The organism is Rhizobium sp. TH135 (assembly GCF_002855515.1).
Classification (GTDB): Bacteria; Pseudomonadota; Alphaproteobacteria; order Rhizobiales; family Rhizobiaceae; genus Allorhizobium.
This window is the reverse complement of sequence record NZ_PKRP01000006.1, coordinates 278,119-301,525: the sequence shown is the minus strand read 5'-3', so window position 1 is coordinate 301,525 and position 23,407 is coordinate 278,119. Positions and strand designations below refer to the sequence as shown.

Genomic DNA, 23,407 nt, shown 5'->3' with positions numbered 1-23,407 from the left:
GCATGGCCCGGCGCCTCAGGGTGAGGGGCTACCTGCAATTCGTTTTCAAGGAACCTCCCATGACCATCATCGAACTCACTCCACCCGCGGTGGAGCCGCTGACGATTGCCGAGATCAGGGCGCATTTGCGGCTGGATGGCGAGGAGGAGGACGGCCTTCTCCTGGCGCTTGCCACCGTGGCGCGCGAGCATCTGGAGCGGGAGACGGGGCTGGTGCTGGCGGCGCGGGATTTTCGGCTGTGCCTCGACGACTGGCCGGAAGACGGGATCCTGACGATTGCGCGCGGGCCGGTCCAGGCGGTGAGGGTGGTGACGGTCTATGACGGCGAGGGCGAGCCGCAGGTGGTGGATCTCGACGGGCATCTGCTGGATGGGCAGGCGCGACCGGCAAGGCTCTGGCTGCGCGAGACGCCGGCGCCGGGGCGAGTGATGAACGGGATCGAGGTGGAGTTTTCGGCCGGCTTCGGCGAGAGCGGCGCGGATGTGCCCGAGACGTTGAAGCGGGCGATGCTGCTGCATGTGGCGGCGATGTATGCCTGCCGCGGGGTCGTGGCGGCGGACGCGCAGCCGGCGGTGGTGCCGCCGGGTTATGACCGGTTGATCGCGCCCTTCTGCAGAAGGGGGCTCTGACCATGGCGCTTCTCGATATCGACGCTGGCAGGCTGACGGCGCGGCTGGTGCTGGAACGGCCTGAGGCTGTTGAAGATGCGCAGGGCGGGGCGGAGACCGGCTTCGTCGAACTCGCTCGCGTCTGGGCGCTGATCGAGCCGTTCGGTTTTGCCGAGGAAGAGAAGGGGCCGGGGCTGGTCTCGACCGTGACGCATCATGTGACGGTCAGGGCGCGCGCAGAGCTGGCGGCCGGGCAGCGGTTTCGAAAAGGGGCGCGGGTGTTCGAGATCCTGGCTTTGCGCGATCCGGATGAGACGGGGCGGTTCCAGGTCGCGCTCTGCCACGAGGTGACGGGATGAGCGGCGGCGCGCGAGACGGGACCGCGCTGGAGGAGACCGGCAGACGACTGGGCGAGATGCTGCGCCAGGCGCTGGCGTATCGGCGGGCGCGGCGGATGGATGGGTTGTCGACGGATGCCGTCGCCGGGGAGTTCGCCGCAAGACAGGGTGCCGGCGCGAATTCTGCCGATGAACAGGGAGAGCCGACATGACCAATGCGGTCAATGCCTTGCTGGCAGCCGTTCAACAGGCGGTGAAGGCGGATGCGGCGCTGATGGCGGTGCTTGGGCCGCAGGGGATCTCCGACCGGACGATCCGGCCGCAGCGCTTCCCGGCATTGGTGATCGGGTCGGTCGAGACGCGGGATTTCTCGACGAGTGAGGCGGACGGCGCGGAGATCCTGTTGACGCTGGAGGCCTGGAGTGCCGTGTCGCGGCGCGAGGCCGAAGGGCTGGTGACGGAGTTCAGGCGCGTGGCAGACGGGTTGCCGGAGATGCTCGATGGGTTTCGCCTGGTGAATTTCCGGCATCGCCGGACGACGAGCCGCCGGGAGGTGAAGGCCGGATTGTTTGTGGCCGAGGCGGGTTTTCGGGCGGTGGTGGAGTAAGCTTCAGGTGATCGCGACCTCATCCTGAGGTGCCCGCGCCACGCGCGGGCCTCGAAGGATCCCTATGCCCTTTCTGTGTGGCCTCGACCCTTCGAGGCCGGGCCTTGCCCGGCACCTCAGGATGAGGGGCTGATGGTGGGCGAGCCGGCGCCTTCCACCCGTCCCCGCCGCGCAATCACCGCCAGGCCCAGGATCGCCGCGAAACCCGTGGCGGCGAGCAGGGTGGCGAGGGTAAGGCCGGTGGAGATGCCGGCGCGGTCGATGACGGCGGTCATCAGCACGGGGGCGGTGGCGTTTGCGAGGTTTTGCGGCAGGGACAGCCGTGCCGACTGGCGGGCGAAGCGGCTGGCCGAGAAGAAAGCGAGCGGCATGGTGGCACGCGCAAGCGCGCTGACGCCGGAGCCGAAGCCGTAAAGCGCGGTGAAGATGACGAGGCTCGACGGTGTGCCGGACCAGAAGATCAGGAGCAGCGTGGAGCCGGTCAGCATGGCGGCGCCGGCCAGTCCCGTGGTGATCGGGGAGGTGTATTTCCCGAGCACCAGATCGACGGCACGGGCGGAAATGCCGAAGACGGCCCGCAGTGAACCGAGCTGCAGCGCGAGCGCCGGCGTGGCGCCCGAGAGTTCCAAGATATGCAGGAGCTGCGGCGAGAGGCCGAAGGTCATCAGGCTGGAGAGCGAGCTCGACAGGGCGATCAGCAGGAAGGCGGCAGTCGCCATGCCGCGGCTCAAGGCTAGCGGTTCTATGGCATCGGCGGCACGGTCCTCTGCCGAGCGGGTGATGGCGATGCGGCCGAGCGCCAGATGCACGGGAAGCGCGATGACAAGCTGGGCGCCGGCGGCCGCAAGCAGGGCACCGCGCCAGCCGAAGGCATCGCCGGCAAGCGTCAGCAGAGGCCAGCAGACGGCCGAGGAGAGGCCGGTGAAGATCATCAGGATGCCGATGGCACGGCGGGCATCGCGGCCCTCGCGTTCGACGACGGCGGCGAAGGCTGGCACGGTCAGTGCAAACGAGCCGCCGGCACCAAGGATCAGCCACGCGAACGCGTAGGTAAGAAGGCCGGTCGAGATCGCCAGCATGGCAAGGCCAGAGGCCATCAGCACGGAGCCCATGGCGAGCACGCGGGACGCGCCGTGCCGGGCGATCTGCCGCCCGGTCCAGGGGCCGAGAAAGGCCATGGTCAGCATCATCACGGTGAGGCCGGCAAAGGCCATTTCATTGGCAAGCCCGAGATCGGCGGCCATGGCGCGGCCGAACACCGCCGGCATTTCATACGTCGTGCCCCAGCCGAGGATCTGCGAAACCGCAAGCGCGGCGACGAGGATGGTGCGGGGCATGTTCATCGGGGACTCGGGAGAGATTCAGAGAGGCGGGGTGTTTCTTCTAGGCCGGTTGTGGAGCGGGGGCTAGGGCGAAATCTTGGGCTGTGCTTGTTGGGCGAGCCAGTACGAGGCCCTCATGCTGAGGCGCCCGAGCGAGGCGAGGGCCTCGAAGCATCCGTTTCATAGGAGGCCTCGGCCCTTCGAGGCCCGGCAGAGCCGGGCACCTCAGGGTGAGGGGATGCATGGGGTGCGCTGCCTCCACCCTCGTCTTCAGGGGGAGGGTCGGACCGCAGGTCCGGTGTGGGGTGATCCGGCGGGCGCTGAGACGGTGTCACCCCCACCCGCCGCTTTGCGGCGACCTCCCCCCTCAAGGGGGAGGTGGGGAGCAGCGCCGCCGGCTTCCGCAACATCACACACATCAACAAGGAGAGACGCCATGGGCGCGCAGAAGGGCAAGGATCTGTTGCTGAAGGTCGAGGATGGGGCGGGGTTTGTGACGGTGGCGGGCTTGAGGGCCAGGCGGCTGGCCTTCAATGCGCAGTCGGTCGATGTGACCGATAGCGAGAGCGCCGGGCGCTGGCGGGAGCTTCTGGAAGGGGCAGGTGTCCGGCGGGCGGGGTTGACCGGCTCCGGGCTGTTCAAGGATGCGGCGTCCGACGCGCTTGTGAGGGCCGCATTTTTTGCCGGGTCGATCCTGAATTATCAGGTGGTGATCCCCGATTTCGGCACGGTGACGGCGCCGTTTCAGGTGACGGCGCTGGATTATGCCGGCAATCACGATGGCGAGGTGACCTTCGAGATCGCGCTGGAATCGGCCGGTTCCGTTTCCTTTGCGGCGCTGTGAGGCGGCCATGCGGAGCACTGAACGGGAGTCGCGCGAGCCGGTGACCGTGAACCGCGCCAACCGCCATCGCGGCGAGGTGGAGGCGGTGATCGATGGTGAGCGGCGCATTCTGTGCCTGACGCTGGGTGCGCTCGCCGAACTGGAAACGGCGTTTGGGGCAGAGAGCCTGGCCGATCTCGCGACGCGGTTTTCGACTGGACGTCTGAAGAGCGCCGATCTCACTCGCATTCTCGCCTGCGGACTGCGCGGCGGGGGAAACCGGCTGTCGGATGCCGATGTCGCCGAAATGGCGGTAGAAGGCGGGGTTGCGGGGGCGGCCAAGGTGGTCGGCGAGCTGCTGGCGGTAACGTTTGGGGCGGGGCCGCGTGATGCGGGAGCGGATACTCAGAGAGTTGTTGAGGGCGGCGCCTCCCCTTAAGGGCCGCAGGCGGGGCGAAGGCAAGGCCGTTTCCTTGGGGTACGGCGATGACGCTTGGGCTTTCCCGTCTGCGGCTTTTACCTGAGGTTTTTTGGCAGCTGAGCCTGCCGGAGTTCGCGTCGATGCTCGGGGCGTTCGGGCAGCCGGCCGGGTTGTCGCGGCGTGAGGTCGAGGCGTTGATGCGAAGGTTTCCGGAGTGAATGGCAAGAGGGCTGCCCCTCATCCTGAGGTGCCCCTGCGACAGCAGGGGCCTCGAAGGATCCGGTTGTGCTCGCACTGGTGGCCTCGCCGCTCGCGGCCTTCGCCAGGCGAGGGGGTATCAGGGTGAGGGGAAACAGTGGGGGCGGATCGTTGCCTCGTGCCTTCCATGAAAGGAATATCCCATGAATGACGAAGATACGCTGGCGCTTTCCGTCGATATCGACGGCGCGCAGGCGCTGGCCGTGCTCGACGATCTCGAAAGCCGGTCGGCGAGTTTCGGCCGGGCGCTGACCTCGGCCTTGCGCGGTGCCACGACCGGAGGCAAGGGGCTGGAGGAGGTGCTGCGCAGCGTCGGCTCGCGACTGACCGACATTGCCTTGTCGGCAGGGCTGAAGCCGCTCGAAGGGCTGCTTGGCGATGCGGCGGAGAGCCTGATCGGCAGCCTGAGCGCCGGATTCGACAAGGTGTCCGGTGCCGGCGTGACCGCCTATGCGAAGGGTGGTGTGCCGGGCCGGGTCGTACCCTTTGCCGATGGCGGGGTGGTGGCGGCGCCGACCTACTTTCCGATGTCAGGCGGGATCGGCCTGATGGGCGAGGCGGGGGCGGAGGCAATCCTGCCCTTGAAGCGGGGCGCCGACGGCGCGCTCGGCGTGGCAGCGGACGGGGCAGGTGCCGCGACCGTCATCCACTTTCAGGTGACGGCGAGTGATGCGGCGAGTTTTGCGAGAAGCGAAGGGCAGATCACGGCGATGCTGGCCCGCTCGGTCGGGCGCGGGCGGCGGGGGCTGTGAGGCGGCGGGCAGTTGGCAGTAGGGTCCTTCGAGGCCCGCGCGGGCGCGGGCTCCTCAGGATGAGGTCATTGCGGGTAAGCCGGCCGGTTTCAGGTGGCTTGCATGGACGCGTTCTTGTTCGCAAACATCCGATGTCGGCTTGGCCCGGACCTCAGGCGACGACGTCCAGATCCGTGGTGCGGAATTCGTCGGCGGTCGCCAGGATCGGGACGCCATGGAACTTGGCGCAGGCGTAATGCAGGCAATCGCCGAGGTTCAGGCGATTGCGGCCTTGGCGATAGCGATGGGCCGCAATCAAGGAGAGCCGGGTTGTTTCCGTTGCGGGCGGCAGATCGCGGATTTCGATGTCACGCGCTTCGAGGAACTCGCGCACCAGGTCTTCGACTGCCGGGACTGGCAGATCGAGTTTATCCGGCCGGGCGAGGCCGAGAACTGTCTCGAGAACCGCGACCGGGGATGTGAATGGCTGCCTGGCGGAAGAAAGCGCATCGGAGACGCGCGACGACTCCGGCTCGTCGGTCAGAAGGGCGATGATGGCGCAGGCATCGACGAACATCAGCTGTCGTCCCACATGGCATCGAATGCCTGACGGGGAAGTGGGGTTTGCGCCTGCTCTGTCAGTCCCACCTGGTGCTTGGCTCTGAGGCGGGTCGCCGTCTCAAGTGGTGTTTCTGCGCGACTGCGGCGTTCGATCGCTTCTTTCATGGCGATGACGATCGCATCGGTTATGCCGACGCCGGTCATCTGCGCGAACTGCCGCGTCAGCGCATCGGCTTCCGGATTGTTGACGTTGATGGCCATATCGGCTCCATGTAGATTTTTCTCTCAGGTAATGTAGATGACCGACGCCCGCTTTCCAAGAGCATGCTTACGGTTGCTGTGCTCTGCCGAGAAGTGGCGCTGGGCAAAGCCAATCATATCAGGTGCCACAGGTTGCACCTGAGCCCTTCGGGCCACCTTCTCCCCTCAGGCGGGGAGAAGGAGAGGTCGGCGCGAGCTGCGCCCTAGATCACGACACATGCCTCATGCCGAGGGGCCGCTCAAGCGGACCTCGACGAAACGCATCTTCACAATTCCATCGAACGGAGGCGGGTATGGCCTTTCATGAACAGCGTTTTCCGCTGCGGCTGTCGCTGACGACGAGCGGTGGGCCGGGGCGGCAGACGGATATCGTGTCGCTCTCCAATGGGCGCGAGGCGCGCAATCGGCGCTGGCGGTTTTCGAGGCGCAGGTATGATGTCGGGATCTCGGTGCGTTCCGTGGCGGACCTCTATGCGGTGCTGGAGTTTTTCGAGGCGCGCGGCGGGCAGCTGCATGGCTTTCGCTTCCGCGACCCGGTGGATTTTTCCTCCGCGCGACCGGGCGAGGCGGTGACGCCGCTCGATCAGTTTCTCGGGACCGGTGACGACGAGACTTCGGTCTTTCAGCTTGTGAAGGGCTATGGAGATGGCGCTGCGGTGGAGCGGCGGCCGGTGGTGAAGCCTGTGGCGGGGTCGGTGCGGGTTGCGATCGATGGCGTGGAGGTGACGGAGGGGTTCTCGGTCGATTTGACGACCGGGATCGTCACTTTCGCCGTCGGGCATGCGCCGGAAGAGGGCGCGGAGATCCGCGCGGGTTTCGATTATGACGTGCCGGTGCGGTTCGACACTGACCGGATCGAGATCGATCTCGAAGCCTTCAGGGCCGGACGCATTCCCTCCATTCCGCTGATCGAGGTGATGCCATGAAACGGCTTCCGCAAGCGCTGGCCGACCATCTGGCAACGGGCGAAACGACGCTGTGTCGTGCCTGGCGAGTGACCTGCCGCGATGGCTTCAGGCTGGGATTTACCGAGCATGACCAGAAGCTGACATTCGACGGCACGGTATTTGAACCGGGCACCGGTTTTGCTGCGACCGAGGCGAGCGTCGCAAGCGGGCGTGCGGCTCCGGGTACCGAGGTACGTGGCGGGTTTTCGAGCGAGGCGATCACGGAGGTGGATCTGGCAGCCGGACGTTATGACGGCGCGCGGGTCGAGCTGTTTCTCGTCAACTGGCAGGCAGCGGACGAGCAGCACGCGCTGATGTCGGTGCAGGAGATCGGCGAAGTGAGCCGGGCAGGGCCCGGGTTTTCGGCGGAGCTTCGGAGTTTTGCCCATCGCCTGCAGCAGCCGGAAGGGCGGATCTACAACCGGCGCTGTGATGCCGATCTGGCCGACAACAGGTGTCGGGTGAATATGGGCGCGGCGAACAGGCGGGTTACGGGTGTCGTGGCCGAGGTGCTGGCTGCCGACCGGCTGACGGTGTCGGGGCTGCCGGATCTGGCCGATGGGCATTTTCGATTGGGGCATCTTCGCTTCGATGACGGCGTGCTCTCGGGCCGGCGGCTGGCGATCGAGGAGAGCGGGGCGGGCACGGGTGGCCTCGTGACGCTCAGGCTCTGGCTGCCGCTGGAGGCGCGGCCGGCAGAGGGCGATGCGGTGACGTTGACCGTCGGTTGCGACAAGAGTTTTGCCACCTGTCGAGAGAAGTTCGGCAATCAGCTGAATTTCCGCGGTTTTCCGCACATGCCCGGCAGTGATTTTGCCTATTCCTATGTCAGCGGCGACAGCACCCATGATGGCGGAGTGCTCTATCGGTGACTGCCTAAGAACCCTCCCTTGAGGGGGAGGGTCGGACCAGAGGTCCGGGGTGGGGTGAGCCTGGCTTGCTCCGCTCCGGGTCACCCCCACCCGCCGCTTTGCGGCGACCTCCCCCCTCCAGGTGGAGGTACGGGCGCTGGCGCCCTGCACATCATTCCCCCCAAGCATGAAAGGACTGCCCCATGAAGATCATCTGCCCCGACGGAGACGGCTATTCCTGCTATGTCCAGGCGGTCGACGAGAGCCGGTATGCAAGGGCGAACGGTGTCGAGACATTTCAGGTCAAGGCCGGCGACTATTGGAACGGGCCAGACGGCAGCGATGCGCTGAACTATCGCGAACGCTGCGAGGCGCGGGTGACGACGGAGGATGCTGTCGGTTCCACCTGGCGCTATGCCTTTCACCTGAAGATCCCGGAGGATTATCCCGAGTTCAGTCCCAAGCAGACCCTCGGCCAATGGCACAACGGCGGTTATGACAGCGTCTTCAACCGCTACGAGGAGGGCGTTTTCACCATCTGCCTGAACAACAAGGAGACCGGTGTATTCGACGAGACGCCTGTGACGGTGACCAAGGGCGTATGGAATACCTTCAGCTATAGCTTCACCTGGCATGCGACGGCGGGCGCGGTTACCGCTTCCGTCAACGGGCGGACGGTGCTGAGACGCAGTGGCTTGGCACTTCTGCCGGCGGCGACGACTTCCGTCTATGGCATCTATCGCAACATGCAGGCGGGTCTGGTCGGGCCGGACCAGCAGGTGAGCTATCGACGGGTGAGCCGGGCTGCGGGGTGAGAGCCGGGGACTTGCGAACACCCGCCCCTCAAGGGGGAGGTGGTGGCTGCAGGCAGTCCGCCCTCATACTGAGGTGCCCCTCCGAGAGCAGGGGCCTCGAACGATGCTGTAATTGGCCTCGACCCTTCGAGGCCCTCGCGGAGCGAGGGCACCTCAGGGTGAGGGGAAATGGTGTCGCAGGCCTTTTTCGCTGTCCTCGGGGCGGTTGATCGCTGCGTCGTCAGTTTCAAACCTGTTGCCTCGCAATCCTCACCTCCCAATCCCCGGAGCCTCCCATGTCCGTCAACGCAGACGTCCTGGTGATTGCCGGGACCTGGATCGGCACGCCCTATCGGCATCAGGGGGCGGTGAAGGGGGTGGGGTGCGATTGTCTGGGCCTCGTGCGCGGGATCTGGCGGGAGCTTTATGGGGCGGAGCCGGAGGTGGTGCCGGCCTATGCGGCTGATTGGGCGGAGCGGGCGGGTGAAGAGCGGCTGATGGCGGCGGCGGGGCGGCATTTCGTGGATGTGCTGTCGTTCGAAGAGAGCCTGCCAGGGGATCTGGTGCTGTTTCGGTTTCGGTCGCATCTGGCGGCGAAGCATGCGGGGATTTTGGCGCGGCTGCCTTGTGAGGATGGTGGCCGGGGGCGCGGCGATGGCGATTGCGGTTGCAACTGCGGTTGTGACTGGGGCGGCGCGTACGGTGGTCACTTGAGCGACGATCACCGGCGCGGGCCGCCGCCCGATGCCTTCATCCATGCCTATGAGCAATCCGCCGTGACGCTGTCGGCACTGGTGCCTGGATGGCGGCGGAGAATTGCGGGCATCTATCGATTTCCGGAAAGGGTCTGACCATGGCGACCATTGTTCTGCAGGCGGCGGGGGCAGCCCTTGGGTCGGTTTTCGGGCCTGTCGGTGCGATCCTGGGCCGCGCGGCGGGAGCACTCGCGGGCAGCATGATCGACCGGAGCCTTCTCGGGGGTACGCGGGAGGTGAACGGGGCGCGGCTGTCCTCGGCAAGGCTTGCGGGCGCGAGCGAAGGCACTGTTATCCCGAGGCTCTATGGCACGGCGAGGCTCGGCGGCACGCTGATCTGGGCGACGCGCTTCGAGGAGGAGACGGTGACCGAGCGGACGGGCGGAAAGTCCTCCGGCGGCACGCGCACGACGACCTATCGCTATTATGCCAATCTGGCGCTCGGGCTTTGCGAGGGGCCGATTGCGGGTGTGCGCCGTGTCTGGGTCGAAGGGCGGGAACTCGATACGACCGAGATCGAGATGCGGGTCTATCGCGGGACGGAGAGCCAGCCGGTCGATCCGCTGATGGCGGCGAAGCAGGGAGGGGACCGGGCGCCGGCCTATCGCGGGCTGGCCTATGTCGTGTTCGAGCGACTGCCGCTCGATGATTTCGGCAATCGCATTCCGCTCATCCAGTTCGAGGTGATCCGGCCGGTGGGCGCGCTGGAAGAGAAGATCCGGGCGGTGACGATCATTCCCGGTGCGACCGAGCATGGTTATGCGGCGACGCGCGTGTCTGACGCACCGCGCGAGGGCGAAAAGCGCTGGCTGAACCGCAATACGTTGATGGCATCGACCGACTGGCAGGCCTCGCTGGACGAGTTGCAGGCGCTTTGCCCCAATCTGGAGAGCGTGGCGCTTGTTGTCGCCTGGTTTGGCACGGATTTGCGGGCCGGCAATTGCCGGGTGCTGCCCGGCGTTGAGGTCCGCTTTCGCCGCGAGGAGAGCCGAGCCTGGAGTGTGGCGGGGATGTCGCGCGCGGAGGCTTACCTCGTGTCGCGCCATGCCGGTGGGCCGGCCTATGGCGGATCGCCTGATGATCAAAGCGTGGTCGAGGCCATCCGGGACTTGAGGGCACGTGGCTTGAAGGTAACGCTCTATCCCTTTGTTCTGATGGACATTCCCGCAGGCAATGACCTACCCGATCCCTATGGCGGGACAGAACAGGCGGCCTATCCCTGGCGGGGGCGGATCACGGCCTATCCGCTCGGTGCCGACAAGACAGCGGCGGCGCGGACGCAGGTTTCGACATTCGTGACACGTAGCGAAGGCTATCGGCGGTTCGTGCTGCATTATGCGGCGCTTGCGGCCTCGGCCGGCGGGGTGGACGGGTTTCTGCTGGGCTCGGAGCTGAAGGGGCTGACGACCCTGCGCGATGAGGCGAACGCCTTTCCCTTTGTCGAGGCGCTGGTGGCGCTGGCCGACGAGGTGCGCGGCATTCTGGGCGGCGCGACAGCGATCTCCTATGGGGCGGACTGGAGCGAATATTTCGGCCATCAGCCGGCGGACGGGTCGGGCGATGTCTTCTTCCATCTCGATCCGCTCTGGGCGAGCCCGCATGTTTCAGCCGTCGGCATCGACAACTACATGCCGCTCGCGGACTGGCGGGACGAGGATCTGGAGGAGGTAAGTCCCGACGGGTTTTCGGGCGCTGACGATGCCGAAAGTTTTGCCCGCATGCTGACGGCGGGCGAGGGCTATGACTGGTTCTATGCCAGCGAAGCGGATCGACAGGCGCGGGTGCGGACGCCGATCACCGATGGCGCCTATAGCAAACCCTGGGTTTTCAGGTTCAAGGATCTCGAAAGCTGGTGGGGCAACTACCACTACAACAGGATCGGCGGCGTCGAAGAGGCGAGCCCGACGGACTGGGCGCCCCAGATGAAGCCCTTCTGGTTTACCGAACTCGGTTGCGGGGCGGTCGATAAGGGAGCAAACCAGCCGAATGTCTTTGTCGACGCCAAATCGGTGGAGAGTGGCAGGCCGTATTTCTCGGCGGGTGCCCGCAGCGACAGCCAGCAGCGGCGGTTTCTGGAGGCGCATCTGGCGCATTGGCAGGGCGATGAGGCACCTGATGGCATGGTCGATCCTGAAGGTATCTATGCTTGGACCTGGGACGCCCGGCCTTATCCGGCATTTCCGCAGAATGCGGGGCTCTGGGCAGACGGGCTGAACTGGCGCACGGGGCACTGGCTGAACGGACGGCTGGGGACTGCGACGCTGGCCGACACCATCGCGGCGATCCTGCGGGATCACGGCTTTGACGATTTTGATGTGTCGGAGGTGGCGGGGGATTTCGGCGGCTATGTGAAGGGGGATCTGACCTCGGCGCGCGACCTGATCGAGCCGCTGATCGAGCTGTTCCAGATCGACGTGATCGAGGATGGCGGGCGGCTGAAGTTCCGCACGCGATTGACGGCGAGCTTGGCCGCGCGCGAGATCACTGTTGTCGCCGACCTCGCAGATCAGCCGCTCTGGAGCGAGACGCGCGGCCATGACAGCGATTTTGCTTCGGAAGCTATGGTGACCTTCTACGATCCGGCAGCCGATTACGTTGAGGCGAGCGTGCGCTCGCGCAAGGTGGAGGCGGCGACCGAGCGCCAGCTTGCCCGCGACCTGCCGGCGGCGATGCCCGAGGAGACGGCTCTGGCCGCTGCCGAGGGCTGGTTGCGCGACAACCGGCTGGCGCGGCGGACCCTGCAACTGGCGCTGGGGCCGGACGAGATCGCGGTCGAGCCGGGAGATGTGCTGCGCTTTCCCGAAGGGCCAGAGGGGCGTTTTCTCGTGCAGGGGATCGAGGACGGCTTCGAGCGGCGGCTGACGCTGCGGGCCTTTGCCGGAAAGGTCTCTGCGCCGATAACTGCGGTGGAGCCGGGGCGTTTGCCGGATGGCGGTGGAGCTCAGGGTTTTGCGCCTGTGGTCAGCTTTCTCGATCTGCCAAGGCTGGAGGGGACGAGCCATCTGGGCGATGCCAGCGTGGCGGCTTTTGGCCGACCGTGGCGCAGGCTTGCGGTGTCGAGTTCGCCCGAGACGGAGGGCTATCGTCTCAGGCTGACGCTGGACCGGCCGGCGACGATGGGGCGGCTGGTAGAGCCGCTTTCGCCGGGACCGGTGGGGCGTTTCGATCCGGCCAATGCTCTGCTTGTCGATCTGCTGGGCGGGGCTTTTTCCTCCGCGAGCTGGACCTCGGTGCTGTCAGGCGCGAACCGGCTGGCGGTGCGGGCGCTGAGCGGTGACTGGGAGGTCATCGGTTTTACCGAGGCCGAGGAAGTGGCATCGGGGCGCTGGCGTCTGACCGGGCTGTTGCGCGGGCTGGGCGGGACCGAGGATGCCACGACAGCAGGGGCGTCGGTCGGTGCCGGAGTCGTGCTGCTGGACGGGGCAGTGCGGTCGCTGGGGCTTGTGAACGCCGAGCGCGGGGCGGCGCAGAACTGGATCCTGGAGCCCATGGGGCTGGTGACCGAACTGTCCGGGCCGTTTGTCTTCGGAGGCGGAATGCGGGCGGAGACGCCGCTTGCGCCCGTGCATGCGCGGGTGGTGCGGCAGGTCTCGGGAGATCTTCTGATTTCGTGGATCAGGCGCAGCCGGATCGAAGCCGATGCCTGGGCGGAGGGTGACGTGCCACTCGACGAGGCGGAAGAGCGCTACCGGCTGGAGATCCTGGACGGGAGCGCGATGGTGCGCATGGTCGAGGTTGGCGAGGCTGGGTTTACCTATCCGGCGGCGGACGAACTGGCAGATTTCGGCGGGGCGCAGTCGGTGCTTGGCATTCGCGTGCGCCAGCTTGGGCGGTTGGCTGCCGGGCTGCCGCTGGAAGCGGTCATTGCCATCAATGGATGAACAACGAAGAGGAGAAAGACATGCTGGATTTGAAACCCTGGTATCAGTCGAAGACCGTCTGGGGGGCGCTGATTGCGATTGCAGCTCCGCTGCTCGGTCGAGCCGGGCTGGAGGTGGGTGGCGCCGAGCAGGCCGAAATCGCGGACGCTTTGACGACACTCGCCGGCACTGTCGGCGGGTTGCTGGCGCTTTATGGGCGGCTGACCGCGACGAAGGGGGTCGGTGGGTGAGGTGAATATGTGCCGAGTGAACGGATCCCCTCGCTTGCGAAATCTGAAGTTTAGGCTGCTTGCGCTCGCCTAAGCCTTCGATTTCGCTTTTTCCCCCACAGTGGGGGAGAAGGAGTGCGAGGCCAGCAGCACAGTCCCCTATCCCCTGGCCAGGGGCCAAAATCTAAAGGGACAGTAAGACGTGAAGGCCGGTGTCGGCGGACTTAAATTCCCAGCTCTCAACAGCCATCCCCATAAGATTACGAGGCATTCATTTGCCATTCAGACGCCTTGCGGTACATAATTTGCCTAGAGTGGACGTCATCCAAGAAGAAGCAGCAATGGCATCTTTCATGAAATACACGGGCCTGGCGCTGGCCTTGACCGTGGCGGCTTTGCCGGTGGGCGGGAGCGATGCCGTGGCGGCGGATTGCCGGGCGGCGGCGGCGCGCGTCGTGGCAGAGGTCGGCGGGCAGTTGCTTTCCGTACACGAATCGGGCGGTGAATGCGTGATCGTCGTACTCGTTCCCGGCAATGGCAGCGAGCGTCCGCGCAAGGTCACCATGCGGGTCGCTGAGTGAGCGGCCGCAGGGACTGAAGAGCTCTCCGCACCGAGGGGTGAACCATATGCGCATTCTCGTCGTCGAAGACGATGTCAATCTGAACCGCCAGCTCGTCGAGGCCCTGCAGGAAGCGGGTTACGTCGTCGACAAGGCCTTTGATGGCGAGGAAGGCCACTTCCTCGGCGATACAGAGCCCTATGACGCCGTGATCCTCGATATCGGCCTGCCGGAAATGGACGGCATTACAGTGCTCGAAAAATGGCGGGCCGCAAGCCGGGTGATGCCGGTGCTGATCCTGACGGCCCGTGATCGCTGGTCGGACAAGGTGGCAGGTATCGATGCCGGCGCCGACGACTATGTGACCAAGCCCTTCCATGTCGAGGAAGTGCTCGCCCGCATCCGCGCGCTCATCCGTCGTGCGGCAGGCCATGCATCCTCAGAGATCGTCTGCGGACCCGTGCGGCTCGATACCAAGAGCTCGAAGGCGACCGTCGAGGGCGTGACGCTGAAGCTCACCTCGCACGAATATCGCCTCCTCTCCTATCTGATGCATCACATGGGCGAGGTGGTCTCGCGCACCGAACTGGTCGAGCATCTCTACGACCAGGATTTTGACCGCGATTCCAACACGATCGAGGTCTTTGTCGGTCGCCTGCGCAAGAAGCTCGGCGTCGACATGATCGAAACGGTCCGCGGCCTCGGCTACCGCATCCAAGCCCCCGCGAAATGAAGATCCGCTCGCTCACCGCGCGCGTCCTGCTGCTTGCGACCCTCTGGTCTGCACTCGGTCTGGTCACGATCGCGGTGGCGATTTCCGCCCTGTATCGCCAGGGCGTTGAGCGCGGCTTCAACAACCTCCTCAGAGCTCAGCTTTATAACGTCGTCAACTCCGTCTCGATCGGCGATGGCGACAGCCTGACCGGCTCGCCAGCCCTTGGCGATCTCCGGTTCTCGCAGCCCGAGACCGGCTGGTACTGGCTGGTCGAGCCGCTCGGCAATTATGCGACGGCACCGCTCGCATCTGCTTCGCTCGGCGTGGCCAATCTCGCCGTGCCCGATGTCGAGGAAACGCCCTTCGACCAGAATTACGAGCGCTACTACGAAATGACAGACGATGTCGGCAATCGGATCCGCATTGCCGAGACCGAAGTGGTACTCGACGACCAGGGACGGGCGGCGCGCTTCCGGGTCTCCGGGAATCTGCAGGTCATCGAGGACGAGATCACCTTCTTCACCAGCCGGCTCTATGGCGCACTTGCCGTGGTCGGCATCGGCGGCTTGATCGTCAACGGTCTGGCCATCCTTTACGGCCTGAAGCCGGTCGACCGCGCGCGCCGAGGGTTGGAGCGCATCCGGCGCGGCGAGGCCGAGCGGATCGAGGGCGATTTTCCGCGGGAGATCATGCCGCTTGCCAGCGAGATCAACGCGCTGATCGACAGCAACCGCCGCATCGTCGAGCGCGCCCGCATGCAGGTCGGCAATCTCGCCCATTCGCTGAAGACGCCGATTGCCGTGCTGCTCAACGAGGCGCGCACGCTCGAAAAGACCCATGCCGAGGTGATTGCGGCTCAGGCCGAGGCCATGCAGGCGCAGGTGACCTCCTATCTGAACCGTGCCCGCATCGCCGCCCAGCGCGACAGCGTGCTCGCCCGCACCGAAGCCCAGCCGGTGCTGGAACGGCTGGTGCGCGTGATGCGCAAGCTGAACGGCGAGGTGGCCTTCGAACTCGACGTTGCACCGGATCTGACCTTTGCCATGGAGCAGCAGGACGTCGAGGAAGTCGTCGGCAATCTCCTGGAAAATGCGTCCCGCTTTGCCCGCACCAAGGTGGTGACCAAGGTGACGATGACGACACGCGAGGACGACGCCACGGATGGACGGCGCGGCTGGATCGAGGTCGTGGTGGAAGACGACGGACCGGGGCTGGCACCCGAGCAGATCGGCGAGGCGCTGAAGCGCGGCCGCAGGCTCGACGAAAGCAAGCCGGGAACGGGCCTTGGTCTCTCCATCGTCAAGGAGATTTCCGGGGAATATCAGGGCGCATTCGGCCTGTCACGGGCAGGGATCGGCGGACTTCGCGCACAGTTGATCCTACCGGCTGTGACGAAGGACACTGCGTGATTGATTTTCCTGTGAAATTACATAGGTGTATAGGACTGATTTCGGCGCGACGGCGATGCGCGTTTCCGAAAGCGGGACAGGCGCCTGACGGCGGCAACAATTGACGGCACTTGGAACGGTCTTATGGGTGTGAAGCGCTTCGGAATACTGGCAGCCACCGCTCTGGTGTCGCTCGCGCTTGCGGGCTGCACCACCTCGGGCGGCGGACGCACCGCGACCGCCAAGGCCAATTCCGCCGTCTATATCGCAGCCCTGCAGGGCGGCATCGTCGCACGCACGGGCGTGAAACTGTCGCGCAGCGAAACCCAGCGGGCGCTCGAGGCCGAATACCGGGCACTGGAAGCAGCCCCCGGCGGCCAGCCCGTGACCTGGGCCGGCGGCGAGGTGCGAGGCGAGGTCGTGGCAGCGGCCCCCTATCAGGTTGGCCAGCAGAATTGTCGCCAGTTCACCCACAAGGTGGTGAGCGGTGGTCGGGAATTGCAGGCCCGCGGTGCGGCCTGCCGCAACCCGAACGGCACCTGGACGCCACTCAGTTGATCCCACACGCTTAAAATTGATGCTCAATTGATAGGCAGGTCGACTGCTTCCCACTTGACTTGGGTCAAGGCTAGGCAGGTTATGACCACATAGAGAATTCTTGCGGCCAAACGCCTCAACTTTCCGTCAGGGGGTGTTTGACTGTTGGAATGCACCCGTCCTTGACGTAATTGAGTTTCATGTTGTTCTGGATCATCTCCGCCCTGCTGACGGTCATTGTTGCCGTCGTCCTGCTCTCTCCCCTGCTGCGGGCTTCGGCCCGGGCGACACGCTATGATGAAGGCGAGGCGGCGGTCTATCGCGACCAGCTGCGGGAGCTGGAACGGGACAAGGCGGGAGGCCTGATCTCAGCCGAAGATGCCGACTATGCCCGCGCCGAGATCGGACGCCGGCTGCTGGCGATTGCCGGTCGCGAAAAAACAGGCGGCGAGGGCGATGAGCTGGCGTTGGAGGCGGCAGCCGGTGGGCGCTCCAAGCGCCGGCGCTATACCTTCTCCCAGGCCTTCATTCTCATCTGTCTTCCCGTCATCGGCCTTGCCGGCTATCTCGAAATCGGTAGCCCCGGAACGCCGGACGCGCCGCTTGCCGCGCGCATCGAAAATCCGGGTGATGATGTCGATCTGCTGGTCGCCAAGGTTGAGCAGCATCTGGCGGGCAATCCCGGCGACGGCAATGGCTGGAACGTGCTGGCGCCCGTCTATTTCCGCATCGGCCGCCTTGATGATGCCGAGCTTGCCTATCGCAATGCCATCCGCATTCTCGGCCCCGATGCCGAGCGCATGAATGGCCTCGGTGAAACGATCGTCGTGCGCAATGACGGGATTGTCACCGACGATGCCCAGATGGCCTTTCAGGCAGCGCTGAAGCTCGAGCCGAACAATCCGCGCGCTGATTTCTATCTGGCGCTGGCGCTCGAGCAGTCCGGCCGCCGCACCGAGGCGCTTGCCGCCTTCCAGGCAATTGCCGCCGCCTCTCCGCCGACCGCGCCCTGGATGGCGCTGGTCAACCAGCATATTGCGGCCAACAGCACCGGCGTGCCGCTCGCCAATGCGCCAGCGATTGCCGCGGCGCCACCACAGGCACCGGCCGCCGCCAATCCGGCAGCACCGGGCAATCCTTCCGCAGACGACATTGCCAATGCGCAAGCGATGTCAGAGGCCGATCGCGGCGAGATGATCCGCGGCATGGTGGCGAGTCTTGATGCGCGCCTGAAGGAAGATCCCAACAATTTCGAAGGCTGGATGCGGCTTGTCCGCTCCTATGCCATGCTCAAGGATCAGGCCCGCGCGGAAGCTGCGCTGAAGGATGGTCTCAAGGCCTTCCCGGCTGATGGCGCCGAGGGCCAGCAGTTGATTGCCATGGCAAAAGAGCTCGGCCTTGATGTCGAGGAGGTGAGCCAATGACCCGCAAACAGAAACGCCTCGCGGTGATTGCCGGTGGCATGGGTTTCATTCTGACGGCCGTTCTTCTGGTGATGTTCGCCTTCGGCCAGTCGATCGCCTATTTCTACGTTCCGGGCGACCTCGCCAAGGCAGACCTGCAGCCGGGCACCCGCATCCGTTTGGGCGGACTGGTGGAGACGGGCTCGGTGGTGCGGGGCGAGGGATCGACGATCACCTTTACGGTCACGGATACGCTGAGCGAGCTGCCGGTCACCTATACCGGCATCCTGCCCGATCTGTTCCGTGAGGGGCAGGGTGTGGTGGCGGAAGGACGCTTCGAAGGCATCGATAAGGTCTTTGTTGCCGATACCGTGCTCGCCAAGCATGATGAGACCTATATGCCGAAGGATGTGGCCGACCGTCTGAAGGCGCAAGGGGTGGAACTCAGCGGCAAGGAAGAGATCCAATGATCATCGAGCTTGGCCACTATGCTCTCGTGCTGGCACTCGCCACCTGTCTTGTCGTCTCCATTCTGCCCGTGATCGGCGCCCGGCGCGGAGACGCGGCGATGATGGCGGTGGCGACAACTGGCACCTATGCGCTGTTCCTGCTCGTCGCCTTTTCGTTCGCGGTTCTCACCTACGGCTACGTGGTTTCCGACTTTTCGGTACAGAACGTCTATCAGAACTCCCATTCGCTCAAACCCATGATCTACAAGGTCTCCGGCGTCTGGGGGAACCATGAAGGCTCGATGCTGCTCTGGGTGCTGATCCTCGCCTTCTTCAGCGCCATGGTCGCTTTCTTCGGCACCAACCTGCCGGATCGGCTGAAGGCCAATGTGCTGGCAGTGCAGGCCTGGATCACGACGGCGTTCACGCTCTTCATCCTGTTGACCTCCAACCCCTTCATCCGCCTATCGCCGATCCCGGCGGAGGGCCAGGACCTCAACCCGGTCCTGCAGGACATCGGCCTCGCGATCCATCCGCCGCTGCTCTATCTCGGCTATGTCGGCTTCTCCGTCTGTTTCTCCTTCGCGATTGCCGCCCTGATGGACGGGCGCATCGATGCCGCCTGGGCACGCTGGGTGCGGCCTTGGACGCTGGCGGCCTGGGTCTTCCTGACGGCAGGGATCTCCATGGGTTCTTATTGGGCCTATTACGAGCTCGGCTGGGGTGGCTGGTGGTTCTGGGATCCGGTCGAAAACGCCTCCTTCATGCCCTGGCTCGCTGGCACGGCGCTTCTGCATTCGGCGCTGGTCATGGAAAAGCGCGATGCCTTGAAAATCTGGACGGTGCTGCTCGCCATTATCGCCTTCTCGCTGTCGCTGCTCGGCACCTTCCTGGTGCGCTCGGGCGTGCTGACCTCGGTGCATGCCTTTGCCACCGACCCGACGCGCGGTGTCTTCATTCTTGGCATTCTCGTGATCTTCATCGGCGGGGCTTTCACGCTCTTTGCGCTGCGCGCGCCGATGTTGAAGGCCGGCGGCCTGTTCCAGCCGATCTCGCGCGAGGGCGCGCTGGTTCTCAACAACCTGATCCTGACCGTCTCCACGGCTTCGGTACTGATCGGCACGCTATATCCGCTGCTCCTGGAAACGTTGACGGGTGAGAAGATCTCGGTCGGTCCGCCCTTCTTCAACATCACCTTCGGGCTTCTGATGATCCCGCTTCTGCTGGCGGTGCCCTTCGGGCCGTTCCTCGCCTGGAAGCGCGGCGATCTGCTCGGGGCCCTGCAGCGCCTCTACGTGGCGGCAGCACTCTCGCTCGTTCTCGGACTTGGCCTCTGGTACGCCCAGAATGGCGGTCCTGTCATGGCGGTGGCCGGCCTTGCGCTCGCCTTCTTCGTCATGGGCGGGGCGATTGCCGATCTCTGGTACCGCGCCGGCTTCGGCAAGCACCCGCTGTCGACCGCCTGGAGCCGTTTGAAGGGCCTGCCGCGCTCGGCCTTCGGCACGGCGCTGGCGCATTTCGGCATGGGTGTGACCGTGCTCGGCGTCGTCGCCGTCACCACCTTCGAAACGGAAACGGTGGTCGAAATGAAGCCGGGCATGACGGCGGAAGCTGGCGGTTATGTCGTGACCTTTGACGGCATTCGCGCCGCGACCGGACCGAACTACACCGAGGACCAGGGGCATTTCACCGTCCGCCAGGGCGGTGTCGAAGTGGCCGATGTCTGGTCGTCGAAGCGGCTCTACACGGCCCGCCAGATGCCGACCACGGAAGCCGGCATCGTCACCTTCGGCTTCAGCCAGCTCTATGTGTCGTTAGGCGATCCGATGGCGGATGGCGGCATCGTGGTGCGCATCTGGTGGAAGCCCTGGATCCTCTGCATCTGGTACGGCACGATCGTGATGATGGCGGGCGGTATCGTCTCGCTGTCGGACCGCAGGCTTCGCGTCGGCGCGCCGAAGCGTGCCAAGGTGGCGGCGAAGCCGACGCTGGAGGCCGCGGAGTGAATGCGATGAAGAATCCCTCCCCAACCCCTCCCCGCAAGGGGGAGGGGCTTTTGCGCCACGTCCTGCCTTTGACGACGAAGCGAGCGGCGTCCGCACCTATTCTCCCCCCTTGTGGGGGAGATGACCGGCAGGCCAGAGGGGGGCTTCGGGCCGCATTCCTGATGCTGGTCCTTCTGTTCACCCCCATCTACGCCTTTGCCGTCAATCCCGACGAAGTGCTCGCCGATCCTGCGCTCGAACAGCGGGCCCGGGCCCTGTCGGCCGAGCTACGCTGCATGGTCTGCCAGAACCAGTCGATCGACGATTCCAACGCCGAGCTGGCGCGCGACTTGCGCGTAGTAGTGCGTGAGCGGCTGGTGGGGGGCGACAGCGATGAGCAGGTGCTCGATTATGTCGTGTCACGCTATGGAGAGTTCGTGCTTTTGAAGCCAAGGCTCAGCATGCGCACGATCGCGCTCTGGGGGGCTCCTGCGGCGCTCGCGATCATTGGTCTGATTGTAGCTGTGGTCTACACGCGCAGGCGGGCTGTGCAGCCGGTGGCGAAGCTTTCGCCGGAAGAGGAAGCGCGACTGGGGAAGTTGCTGGATCGGGAATAGTCAGGGGGCCTCAAAGTCGGCGTCGTCATCAAGCGGCATCTCCGGAGGTCGCTCGCGACCATGGCGGATCGTCAGGATCACGATGGCTGCTTCGCCGATTTCGTAGTGTATCAGATAGTCTCCGACCACGAACCGCCTCGCGCCTGGAAACGGCAGGTCCGCCGCCTCCGGTCCCATCGCCGGGAATTGAGCAAGCGCCTTGACGAACTGGTTGATGTCATGCCGAAAACGTTCGGCGGCGGCCCGGTTCCGATCCGTCAAATAGGTGGCTTCTTGCCGCAAATAGTCTCTCGCGCGGGGCGAAAAGAGAACTTTCACGCAGCCGCGCCCTTCGTGATCGCGTCCACTTCAGCCAGCACATCCTGCGCATCGATGCCCGCGCCGTCCTCAACCGCTTTGCGGGCTTGCGCCATTTCCTGAATTTCTCGGCCTTCCTGGGCCATATAGGCCTTCAGTGCCCGCACCATGACCCAGCTGCGGCTGCGTTCGCAGGCATCCGCAACCGCTTCGATTTCGGCCAGAAGGTCGAGCGGTAATCTAAGCGTGATCGGATCGGATAGCTGCTGTTTCGACATCGCTTTTCACTCCGTTTGTAATACGGATGATAGCCTTGGCCCGAGGCCGGGTCAAATGCAGCCGAACCGGCACCAAAGATTACGAAGAATTCATCTGCCGTACAGTTCGCCGTAACCTGACAGCTCCTATATCTCTCGTCATCCACCGCTTCCCATCGCCGGGTTGTCCGGCGGCTCCAGTCAGAAGAACAGATGAAGGTAGATCAAATGTCCGAGAACAAAGGTCGTTCGATGAAGTCGATCCTCAAGACCTCCACCACAGCCGGCCTCGCCGCCATGATGCTGGTGACCGCTGCTCCCTTCGCCGCAGTTCCGGCGTTTGCTGCCCCGGTTGAAGTGAACGCGCCGCAGGTTCCGAGCTTCGGCGATGTCGTGCAGGCCGTTCTGCCCGCCGTCGTTTCGGTCCGCGTCCAGTCGAATGTGCAGCCAGCTTCGAATGACGAAAGCGGCTACTCGTTCAACTTTGGCGGCCGCAGCTTTGAAGACCTGCCGGACGATCACCCGCTGAAGCGCTTCTTCCGCGAATTTGGCGGCCCCGGCATGGAAGGTGGTCCGCGTGAGCGTGGCCCGCGTGCCGAGCGTGGCGAAGGCCGTCTGCGCCCGACCTCGCAGGGCTCCGGCTTCTTCATCTCCGAGGACGGCTATATCGTCACCAACAACCACGTCATCGATGATGGTGCCGCCTTCACCATCGTGATGAACGACGGCAAGGAATATGATGCCAAGCTCGTCGGCAAGGATAGCCGCACCGATCTGGCCCTGCTGAAGGTCGATGCCAAGGATACCAAGTTCACCTATGTGAAGTTCGCAGACGACGAGAAGGTCCGCGTCGGTGACTGGGTTGTCGCCGTCGGTAACCCCTTCGGCCTCGGCGGTACCGTGACTGCCGGTATCATCTCGGCCCGCGGCCGTAACATCGGCTCCGGCCCGTATGACGATTATCTGCAGATCGACGCGGCCGTGAACCGTGGTAACTCGGGTGGTCCCGGCTTCAACCTGAACGGCGAAGTGGTCGGCATCAACACCGCGATCTTCTCGCCCTCGGGCGGCAATGTCGGCATCGCCTTTGCGATCCCGGCCTCGGTCGCGACCGACGTCATCGAGAAACTTAAGGAAACCGGTACCGTGTCTCGCGGCTGGCTCGGCGTGCAAATCCAGCCCGTCACCCAGGACATCGCCGACAGCCTCGGTCTCTCGGAAGACGCAGGCGCCCTCGTTGTCGCCCCGCAGGCCGGTTCGCCCGGTGAAGCGGCCGGCATCCGCCAGGGTGACGTCGTGACCGCCGTGAACGGCGATCCGGTCAAGGATCCCCGCGATCTCGCCCGCCGCATCGCAGCCTTCGCCCCTGACACCACGGTCGACGTGTCCGTCTGGCGCGATGGCAAGGCGACCGAACTCAAGGTCAAGCTCGGCGAACTGCCGGCAGATCAGGCAGCAAGCGCCGAGACCGAGAACAACGCGGCCCCGGCTCCGGAAGCCGAGCAGGAACTGTCTGGCCTCGGCCTCTCGGTTCGCCCTGCTGACGGCGGCAAGGGTCTGGCAATCGTCGATGTCGATCCGGATAGCGATGCCGCAGACAAGGGCTTGAAGGCCGGCGAGACGATCACATCGGTGAACAACCAGGAAGTCTCCTCGACCGCCGATGTCCAGAAGGTCCTCGACCAGGCCAAGAAGGACGGCCGCACCCGGGCGCTCTTCCAGGTCGAATCGGAGAGCGGCAGCCGCTTCGTGGCACTGCCGATTGCCCAGAGCTGATTGTGATCTGACGGAGGGCGCCGGCGGTCGAGGACCGGCGGCGCCCTTTGTCGTAT

At 65.0% G+C, this 23,407-nt stretch carries 27 protein-coding genes and 1 pseudogene; 23 read left to right on the top strand and 5 right to left on the bottom strand.

From position 1 onward, the window contains the following. The first annotated feature begins 59 nt into the window (after positions 1-59). From C0V73_RS18930 to C0V73_RS18915, 4 genes are read left to right on the top strand one after another with little or no spacing between them, the layout of a single operon-like run. Positions 60-629 carry a phage head-tail connector protein gene (locus C0V73_RS18930; protein WP_102021723.1) on the top strand — a complete coding sequence of 190 codons (570 nt, stop codon included), beginning with the start codon at positions 60-62 and terminating at the stop codon, positions 627-629. Positions 630-631: 2 nt separating this feature from the next. Further along, entirely contained in the window at positions 632-967 is a 336-nt protein-coding gene (locus tag C0V73_RS18925) for a phage head closure protein (RefSeq protein ID WP_102021555.1), read from the top strand. Further along, positions 964-1,158: a hypothetical protein gene (locus C0V73_RS18920; RefSeq protein ID WP_102021554.1), complete on the top strand. Its 195-nt coding sequence runs from the start codon at positions 964-966 to the stop codon at positions 1,156-1,158. The genes C0V73_RS18925 and C0V73_RS18920 overlap by 4 nt, the downstream gene beginning before the upstream one ends. Next, the gene (locus C0V73_RS18915; RefSeq protein WP_102021553.1) at positions 1,155-1,553 is read left to right on the top strand and encodes a DUF3168 domain-containing protein; all 399 of its coding nucleotides are present in this window, start codon (positions 1,155-1,157) and stop codon (positions 1,551-1,553) included. Before C0V73_RS18920 ends, C0V73_RS18915 begins: the two co-directional genes overlap by 4 nt. Positions 1,554-1,669: 116 nt before the next feature. On the opposite strand, the gene C0V73_RS18910 is transcribed toward C0V73_RS18915, so the two are convergent. Continuing rightward, a complete protein-coding gene (locus C0V73_RS18910) occupies positions 1,670-2,896 on the bottom strand; it encodes an MFS transporter (protein WP_102021552.1) in 1,227 nt (408 codons plus the stop codon). 415 nt (positions 2,897-3,311) lie between these two features. Here C0V73_RS18910 and C0V73_RS18905 point away from each other — a divergent pair, with 415 nt between their 5' ends. The 4 genes and pseudogenes from C0V73_RS18905 (at position 3,312) to C0V73_RS18890 (ending at position 5,129) form a co-directional block, all read left to right on the top strand. Then, positions 3,312-3,719, top strand: a complete 408-nt coding sequence (locus C0V73_RS18905; RefSeq protein WP_102021551.1) for a phage major tail protein, TP901-1 family — start codon at positions 3,312-3,314, stop codon at positions 3,717-3,719. A gap of 7 nt (positions 3,720-3,726) precedes the next feature. Next, positions 3,727-4,137: a gene transfer agent family protein gene (locus C0V73_RS18900; protein ID WP_102021550.1), complete on the top strand. Its 411-nt coding sequence runs from the start codon at positions 3,727-3,729 to the stop codon at positions 4,135-4,137. A gap of 41 nt (positions 4,138-4,178) precedes the next feature. Beyond that, positions 4,179-4,337, top strand: a pseudogene (locus tag C0V73_RS18895) (phage tail assembly chaperone); the annotation flags it as partial. A gap of 183 nt (positions 4,338-4,520) precedes the next feature. Further along, positions 4,521-5,129, top strand: a complete 609-nt coding sequence (locus tag C0V73_RS18890) for a phage tail tape measure protein (RefSeq protein ID WP_102021548.1) — start codon at positions 4,521-4,523, stop codon at positions 5,127-5,129. A 151-nt stretch (positions 5,130-5,280) separates the two neighbouring features. On the opposite strand, the gene C0V73_RS18885 is transcribed toward C0V73_RS18890, so the two are convergent. Continuing rightward, positions 5,281-5,685, bottom strand: coding sequence for a type II toxin-antitoxin system VapC family toxin (locus tag C0V73_RS18885; protein ID WP_102021547.1), 405 nt, complete (start codon positions 5,683-5,685; stop codon positions 5,281-5,283). Then, complete coding sequence (locus C0V73_RS18880) at positions 5,685-5,930, bottom strand: type II toxin-antitoxin system VapB family antitoxin (protein ID WP_102021546.1); 246 nt, start codon at positions 5,928-5,930, stop codon at positions 5,685-5,687. Before C0V73_RS18880 ends, C0V73_RS18885 begins: the two co-directional genes overlap by 1 nt. A gap of 293 nt (positions 5,931-6,223) precedes the next feature. Here C0V73_RS18880 and C0V73_RS18875 point away from each other — a divergent pair, with 293 nt between their 5' ends. The 14 genes from C0V73_RS18875 to C0V73_RS18810 all read left to right on the top strand — a co-directional run bounded on the left by C0V73_RS18875 (position 6,224) and on the right by C0V73_RS18810 (position 21,021). Then, positions 6,224-6,856, top strand: coding sequence for a DUF2460 domain-containing protein (locus C0V73_RS18875; protein ID WP_102021545.1), 633 nt, complete (start codon positions 6,224-6,226; stop codon positions 6,854-6,856). Continuing rightward, positions 6,853-7,749: a DUF2163 domain-containing protein gene (locus tag C0V73_RS18870; RefSeq protein ID WP_102021544.1), complete on the top strand. Its 897-nt coding sequence runs from the start codon at positions 6,853-6,855 to the stop codon at positions 7,747-7,749. The genes C0V73_RS18875 and C0V73_RS18870 overlap by 4 nt, the downstream gene beginning before the upstream one ends. 182 nt (positions 7,750-7,931) lie before the next feature. Next, a complete protein-coding gene (locus tag C0V73_RS18865; protein ID WP_102021543.1) occupies positions 7,932-8,543 on the top strand; it encodes a heparin lyase I family protein in 612 nt (203 codons plus the stop codon). A 275-nt stretch (positions 8,544-8,818) separates the two neighbouring features. Next, complete coding sequence (locus tag C0V73_RS18860) at positions 8,819-9,373, top strand: NlpC/P60 family protein (protein WP_102021542.1); 555 nt, start codon at positions 8,819-8,821, stop codon at positions 9,371-9,373. 2 nt (positions 9,374-9,375) lie between these two features. Beyond that, positions 9,376-13,158: a glycoside hydrolase/phage tail family protein gene (locus C0V73_RS18855; RefSeq protein ID WP_102021541.1), complete on the top strand. Its 3,783-nt coding sequence runs from the start codon at positions 9,376-9,378 to the stop codon at positions 13,156-13,158. A gap of 20 nt (positions 13,159-13,178) precedes the next feature. After that, positions 13,179-13,388 carry a hypothetical protein gene (locus C0V73_RS18850; protein ID WP_102021722.1) on the top strand — a complete coding sequence of 70 codons (210 nt, stop codon included), beginning with the start codon at positions 13,179-13,181 and terminating at the stop codon, positions 13,386-13,388. 320 nt (positions 13,389-13,708) lie between these two features. Next, complete coding sequence (locus C0V73_RS18845) at positions 13,709-13,948, top strand: hypothetical protein (protein WP_102021721.1); 240 nt, start codon at positions 13,709-13,711, stop codon at positions 13,946-13,948. A gap of 46 nt (positions 13,949-13,994) precedes the next feature. Next, on the top strand, positions 13,995-14,660 hold the full coding sequence (locus tag C0V73_RS18840; protein WP_102021540.1) for a response regulator transcription factor: 666 nt from the start codon (positions 13,995-13,997) through the stop codon (positions 14,658-14,660). After that, on the top strand, positions 14,657-16,051 hold the full coding sequence (locus C0V73_RS18835; RefSeq protein ID WP_102021539.1) for an ATP-binding protein: 1,395 nt from the start codon (positions 14,657-14,659) through the stop codon (positions 16,049-16,051). Before C0V73_RS18840 ends, C0V73_RS18835 begins: the two co-directional genes overlap by 4 nt. A 123-nt stretch (positions 16,052-16,174) precedes the next feature. Continuing rightward, the gene (locus tag C0V73_RS18830; RefSeq protein ID WP_102021538.1) at positions 16,175-16,588 is read left to right on the top strand and encodes a hypothetical protein; all 414 of its coding nucleotides are present in this window, start codon (positions 16,175-16,177) and stop codon (positions 16,586-16,588) included. A gap of 179 nt (positions 16,589-16,767) precedes the next feature. After that, positions 16,768-17,991: a c-type cytochrome biogenesis protein CcmI gene (ccmI, locus tag C0V73_RS18825; RefSeq protein ID WP_102021537.1), complete on the top strand. Its 1,224-nt coding sequence runs from the start codon at positions 16,768-16,770 to the stop codon at positions 17,989-17,991. After that, entirely contained in the window at positions 17,988-18,440 is a 453-nt protein-coding gene (ccmE, locus tag C0V73_RS18820; RefSeq protein ID WP_102021536.1) for a cytochrome c maturation protein CcmE, read from the top strand. The genes ccmI and ccmE overlap by 4 nt, the downstream gene beginning before the upstream one ends. Next, positions 18,437-20,425: a heme lyase CcmF/NrfE family subunit gene (locus C0V73_RS18815; RefSeq protein ID WP_102021535.1), complete on the top strand. Its 1,989-nt coding sequence runs from the start codon at positions 18,437-18,439 to the stop codon at positions 20,423-20,425. The genes ccmE and C0V73_RS18815 overlap by 4 nt, the downstream gene beginning before the upstream one ends. A 161-nt stretch (positions 20,426-20,586) precedes the next feature. Next, positions 20,587-21,021, top strand: a complete 435-nt coding sequence (locus tag C0V73_RS18810) for a cytochrome c-type biogenesis protein (RefSeq protein ID WP_102021534.1) — start codon at positions 20,587-20,589, stop codon at positions 21,019-21,021. Here C0V73_RS18810 and C0V73_RS18805 read toward each other — a convergent pair whose 3' ends face one another. Beyond that, positions 21,022-21,339 (bottom strand): type II toxin-antitoxin system RelE/ParE family toxin, encoded by a 318-nt coding sequence (locus tag C0V73_RS18805; RefSeq protein WP_102021533.1) that lies wholly within the window; start codon positions 21,337-21,339, stop codon positions 21,022-21,024. It lies immediately after the preceding gene. Then, positions 21,336-21,596: a ribbon-helix-helix protein, CopG family gene (locus tag C0V73_RS18800; RefSeq protein WP_102021532.1), complete on the bottom strand. Its 261-nt coding sequence runs from the start codon at positions 21,594-21,596 to the stop codon at positions 21,336-21,338. Before C0V73_RS18800 ends, C0V73_RS18805 begins: the two co-directional genes overlap by 4 nt. Positions 21,597-21,803: 207 nt before the next feature. Here C0V73_RS18800 and C0V73_RS18795 point away from each other — a divergent pair, with 207 nt between their 5' ends. Next, positions 21,804-23,351, top strand: a complete 1,548-nt coding sequence (locus tag C0V73_RS18795; protein WP_245408025.1) for a Do family serine endopeptidase — start codon at positions 21,804-21,806, stop codon at positions 23,349-23,351. Positions 23,352-23,407: the final 56 nt, after the last annotated feature.

What these genes read in the sequence shown, in the direction of transcription:
- C0V73_RS18930 (WP_102021723.1), top strand. Translation starts at nt 60, where the DNA reads ATGACCATCATCGAACTCACTCCACCCGCGGTGGAGCCGCTGACGATT.
- C0V73_RS18925 (WP_102021555.1), top strand. Translation starts at nt 632, where the DNA reads ATGGCGCTTCTCGATATCGACGCTGGCAGGCTGACGGCGCGGCTGGTG.
- C0V73_RS18920 (WP_102021554.1), top strand. Translation starts at nt 964, where the DNA reads ATGAGCGGCGGCGCGCGAGACGGGACCGCGCTGGAGGAGACCGGCAGA.
- C0V73_RS18915 (WP_102021553.1), top strand. Translation starts at nt 1,155, where the DNA reads ATGACCAATGCGGTCAATGCCTTGCTGGCAGCCGTTCAACAGGCGGTG.
- C0V73_RS18910 (WP_102021552.1), bottom strand. Translation starts at nt 2,896, where the DNA reads ATGAACATGCCCCGCACCATCCTCGTCGCCGCGCTTGCGGTTTCGCAG.
- C0V73_RS18905 (WP_102021551.1), top strand. Translation starts at nt 3,312, where the DNA reads ATGGGCGCGCAGAAGGGCAAGGATCTGTTGCTGAAGGTCGAGGATGGG.
- C0V73_RS18900 (WP_102021550.1), top strand. Translation starts at nt 3,727, where the DNA reads ATGCGGAGCACTGAACGGGAGTCGCGCGAGCCGGTGACCGTGAACCGC.
- C0V73_RS18890 (WP_102021548.1), top strand. Translation starts at nt 4,521, where the DNA reads ATGAATGACGAAGATACGCTGGCGCTTTCCGTCGATATCGACGGCGCG.
- C0V73_RS18885 (WP_102021547.1), bottom strand. Translation starts at nt 5,685, where the DNA reads ATGTTCGTCGATGCCTGCGCCATCATCGCCCTTCTGACCGACGAGCCG.
- C0V73_RS18880 (WP_102021546.1), bottom strand. Translation starts at nt 5,930, where the DNA reads ATGGCCATCAACGTCAACAATCCGGAAGCCGATGCGCTGACGCGGCAG.
- C0V73_RS18875 (WP_102021545.1), top strand. Translation starts at nt 6,224, where the DNA reads ATGGCCTTTCATGAACAGCGTTTTCCGCTGCGGCTGTCGCTGACGACG.
- C0V73_RS18870 (WP_102021544.1), top strand. Translation starts at nt 6,853, where the DNA reads ATGAAACGGCTTCCGCAAGCGCTGGCCGACCATCTGGCAACGGGCGAA.
- C0V73_RS18865 (WP_102021543.1), top strand. Translation starts at nt 7,932, where the DNA reads ATGAAGATCATCTGCCCCGACGGAGACGGCTATTCCTGCTATGTCCAG.
- C0V73_RS18860 (WP_102021542.1), top strand. Translation starts at nt 8,819, where the DNA reads ATGTCCGTCAACGCAGACGTCCTGGTGATTGCCGGGACCTGGATCGGC.
- C0V73_RS18855 (WP_102021541.1), top strand. Translation starts at nt 9,376, where the DNA reads ATGGCGACCATTGTTCTGCAGGCGGCGGGGGCAGCCCTTGGGTCGGTT.
- C0V73_RS18850 (WP_102021722.1), top strand. Translation starts at nt 13,179, where the DNA reads ATGCTGGATTTGAAACCCTGGTATCAGTCGAAGACCGTCTGGGGGGCG.
- C0V73_RS18845 (WP_102021721.1), top strand. Translation starts at nt 13,709, where the DNA reads ATGGCATCTTTCATGAAATACACGGGCCTGGCGCTGGCCTTGACCGTG.
- C0V73_RS18840 (WP_102021540.1), top strand. Translation starts at nt 13,995, where the DNA reads ATGCGCATTCTCGTCGTCGAAGACGATGTCAATCTGAACCGCCAGCTC.
- C0V73_RS18835 (WP_102021539.1), top strand. Translation starts at nt 14,657, where the DNA reads ATGAAGATCCGCTCGCTCACCGCGCGCGTCCTGCTGCTTGCGACCCTC.
- C0V73_RS18830 (WP_102021538.1), top strand. Translation starts at nt 16,175, where the DNA reads ATGGGTGTGAAGCGCTTCGGAATACTGGCAGCCACCGCTCTGGTGTCG.
- ccmI (WP_102021537.1), top strand. Translation starts at nt 16,768, where the DNA reads ATGTTGTTCTGGATCATCTCCGCCCTGCTGACGGTCATTGTTGCCGTC.
- ccmE (WP_102021536.1), top strand. Translation starts at nt 17,988, where the DNA reads ATGACCCGCAAACAGAAACGCCTCGCGGTGATTGCCGGTGGCATGGGT.
- C0V73_RS18815 (WP_102021535.1), top strand. Translation starts at nt 18,437, where the DNA reads ATGATCATCGAGCTTGGCCACTATGCTCTCGTGCTGGCACTCGCCACC.
- C0V73_RS18810 (WP_102021534.1), top strand. Translation starts at nt 20,587, where the DNA reads ATGCTGGTCCTTCTGTTCACCCCCATCTACGCCTTTGCCGTCAATCCC.
- C0V73_RS18800 (WP_102021532.1), bottom strand. Translation starts at nt 21,596, where the DNA reads ATGTCGAAACAGCAGCTATCCGATCCGATCACGCTTAGATTACCGCTC.
- C0V73_RS18795 (WP_245408025.1), top strand. Translation starts at nt 21,804, where the DNA reads ATGTCCGAGAACAAAGGTCGTTCGATGAAGTCGATCCTCAAGACCTCC.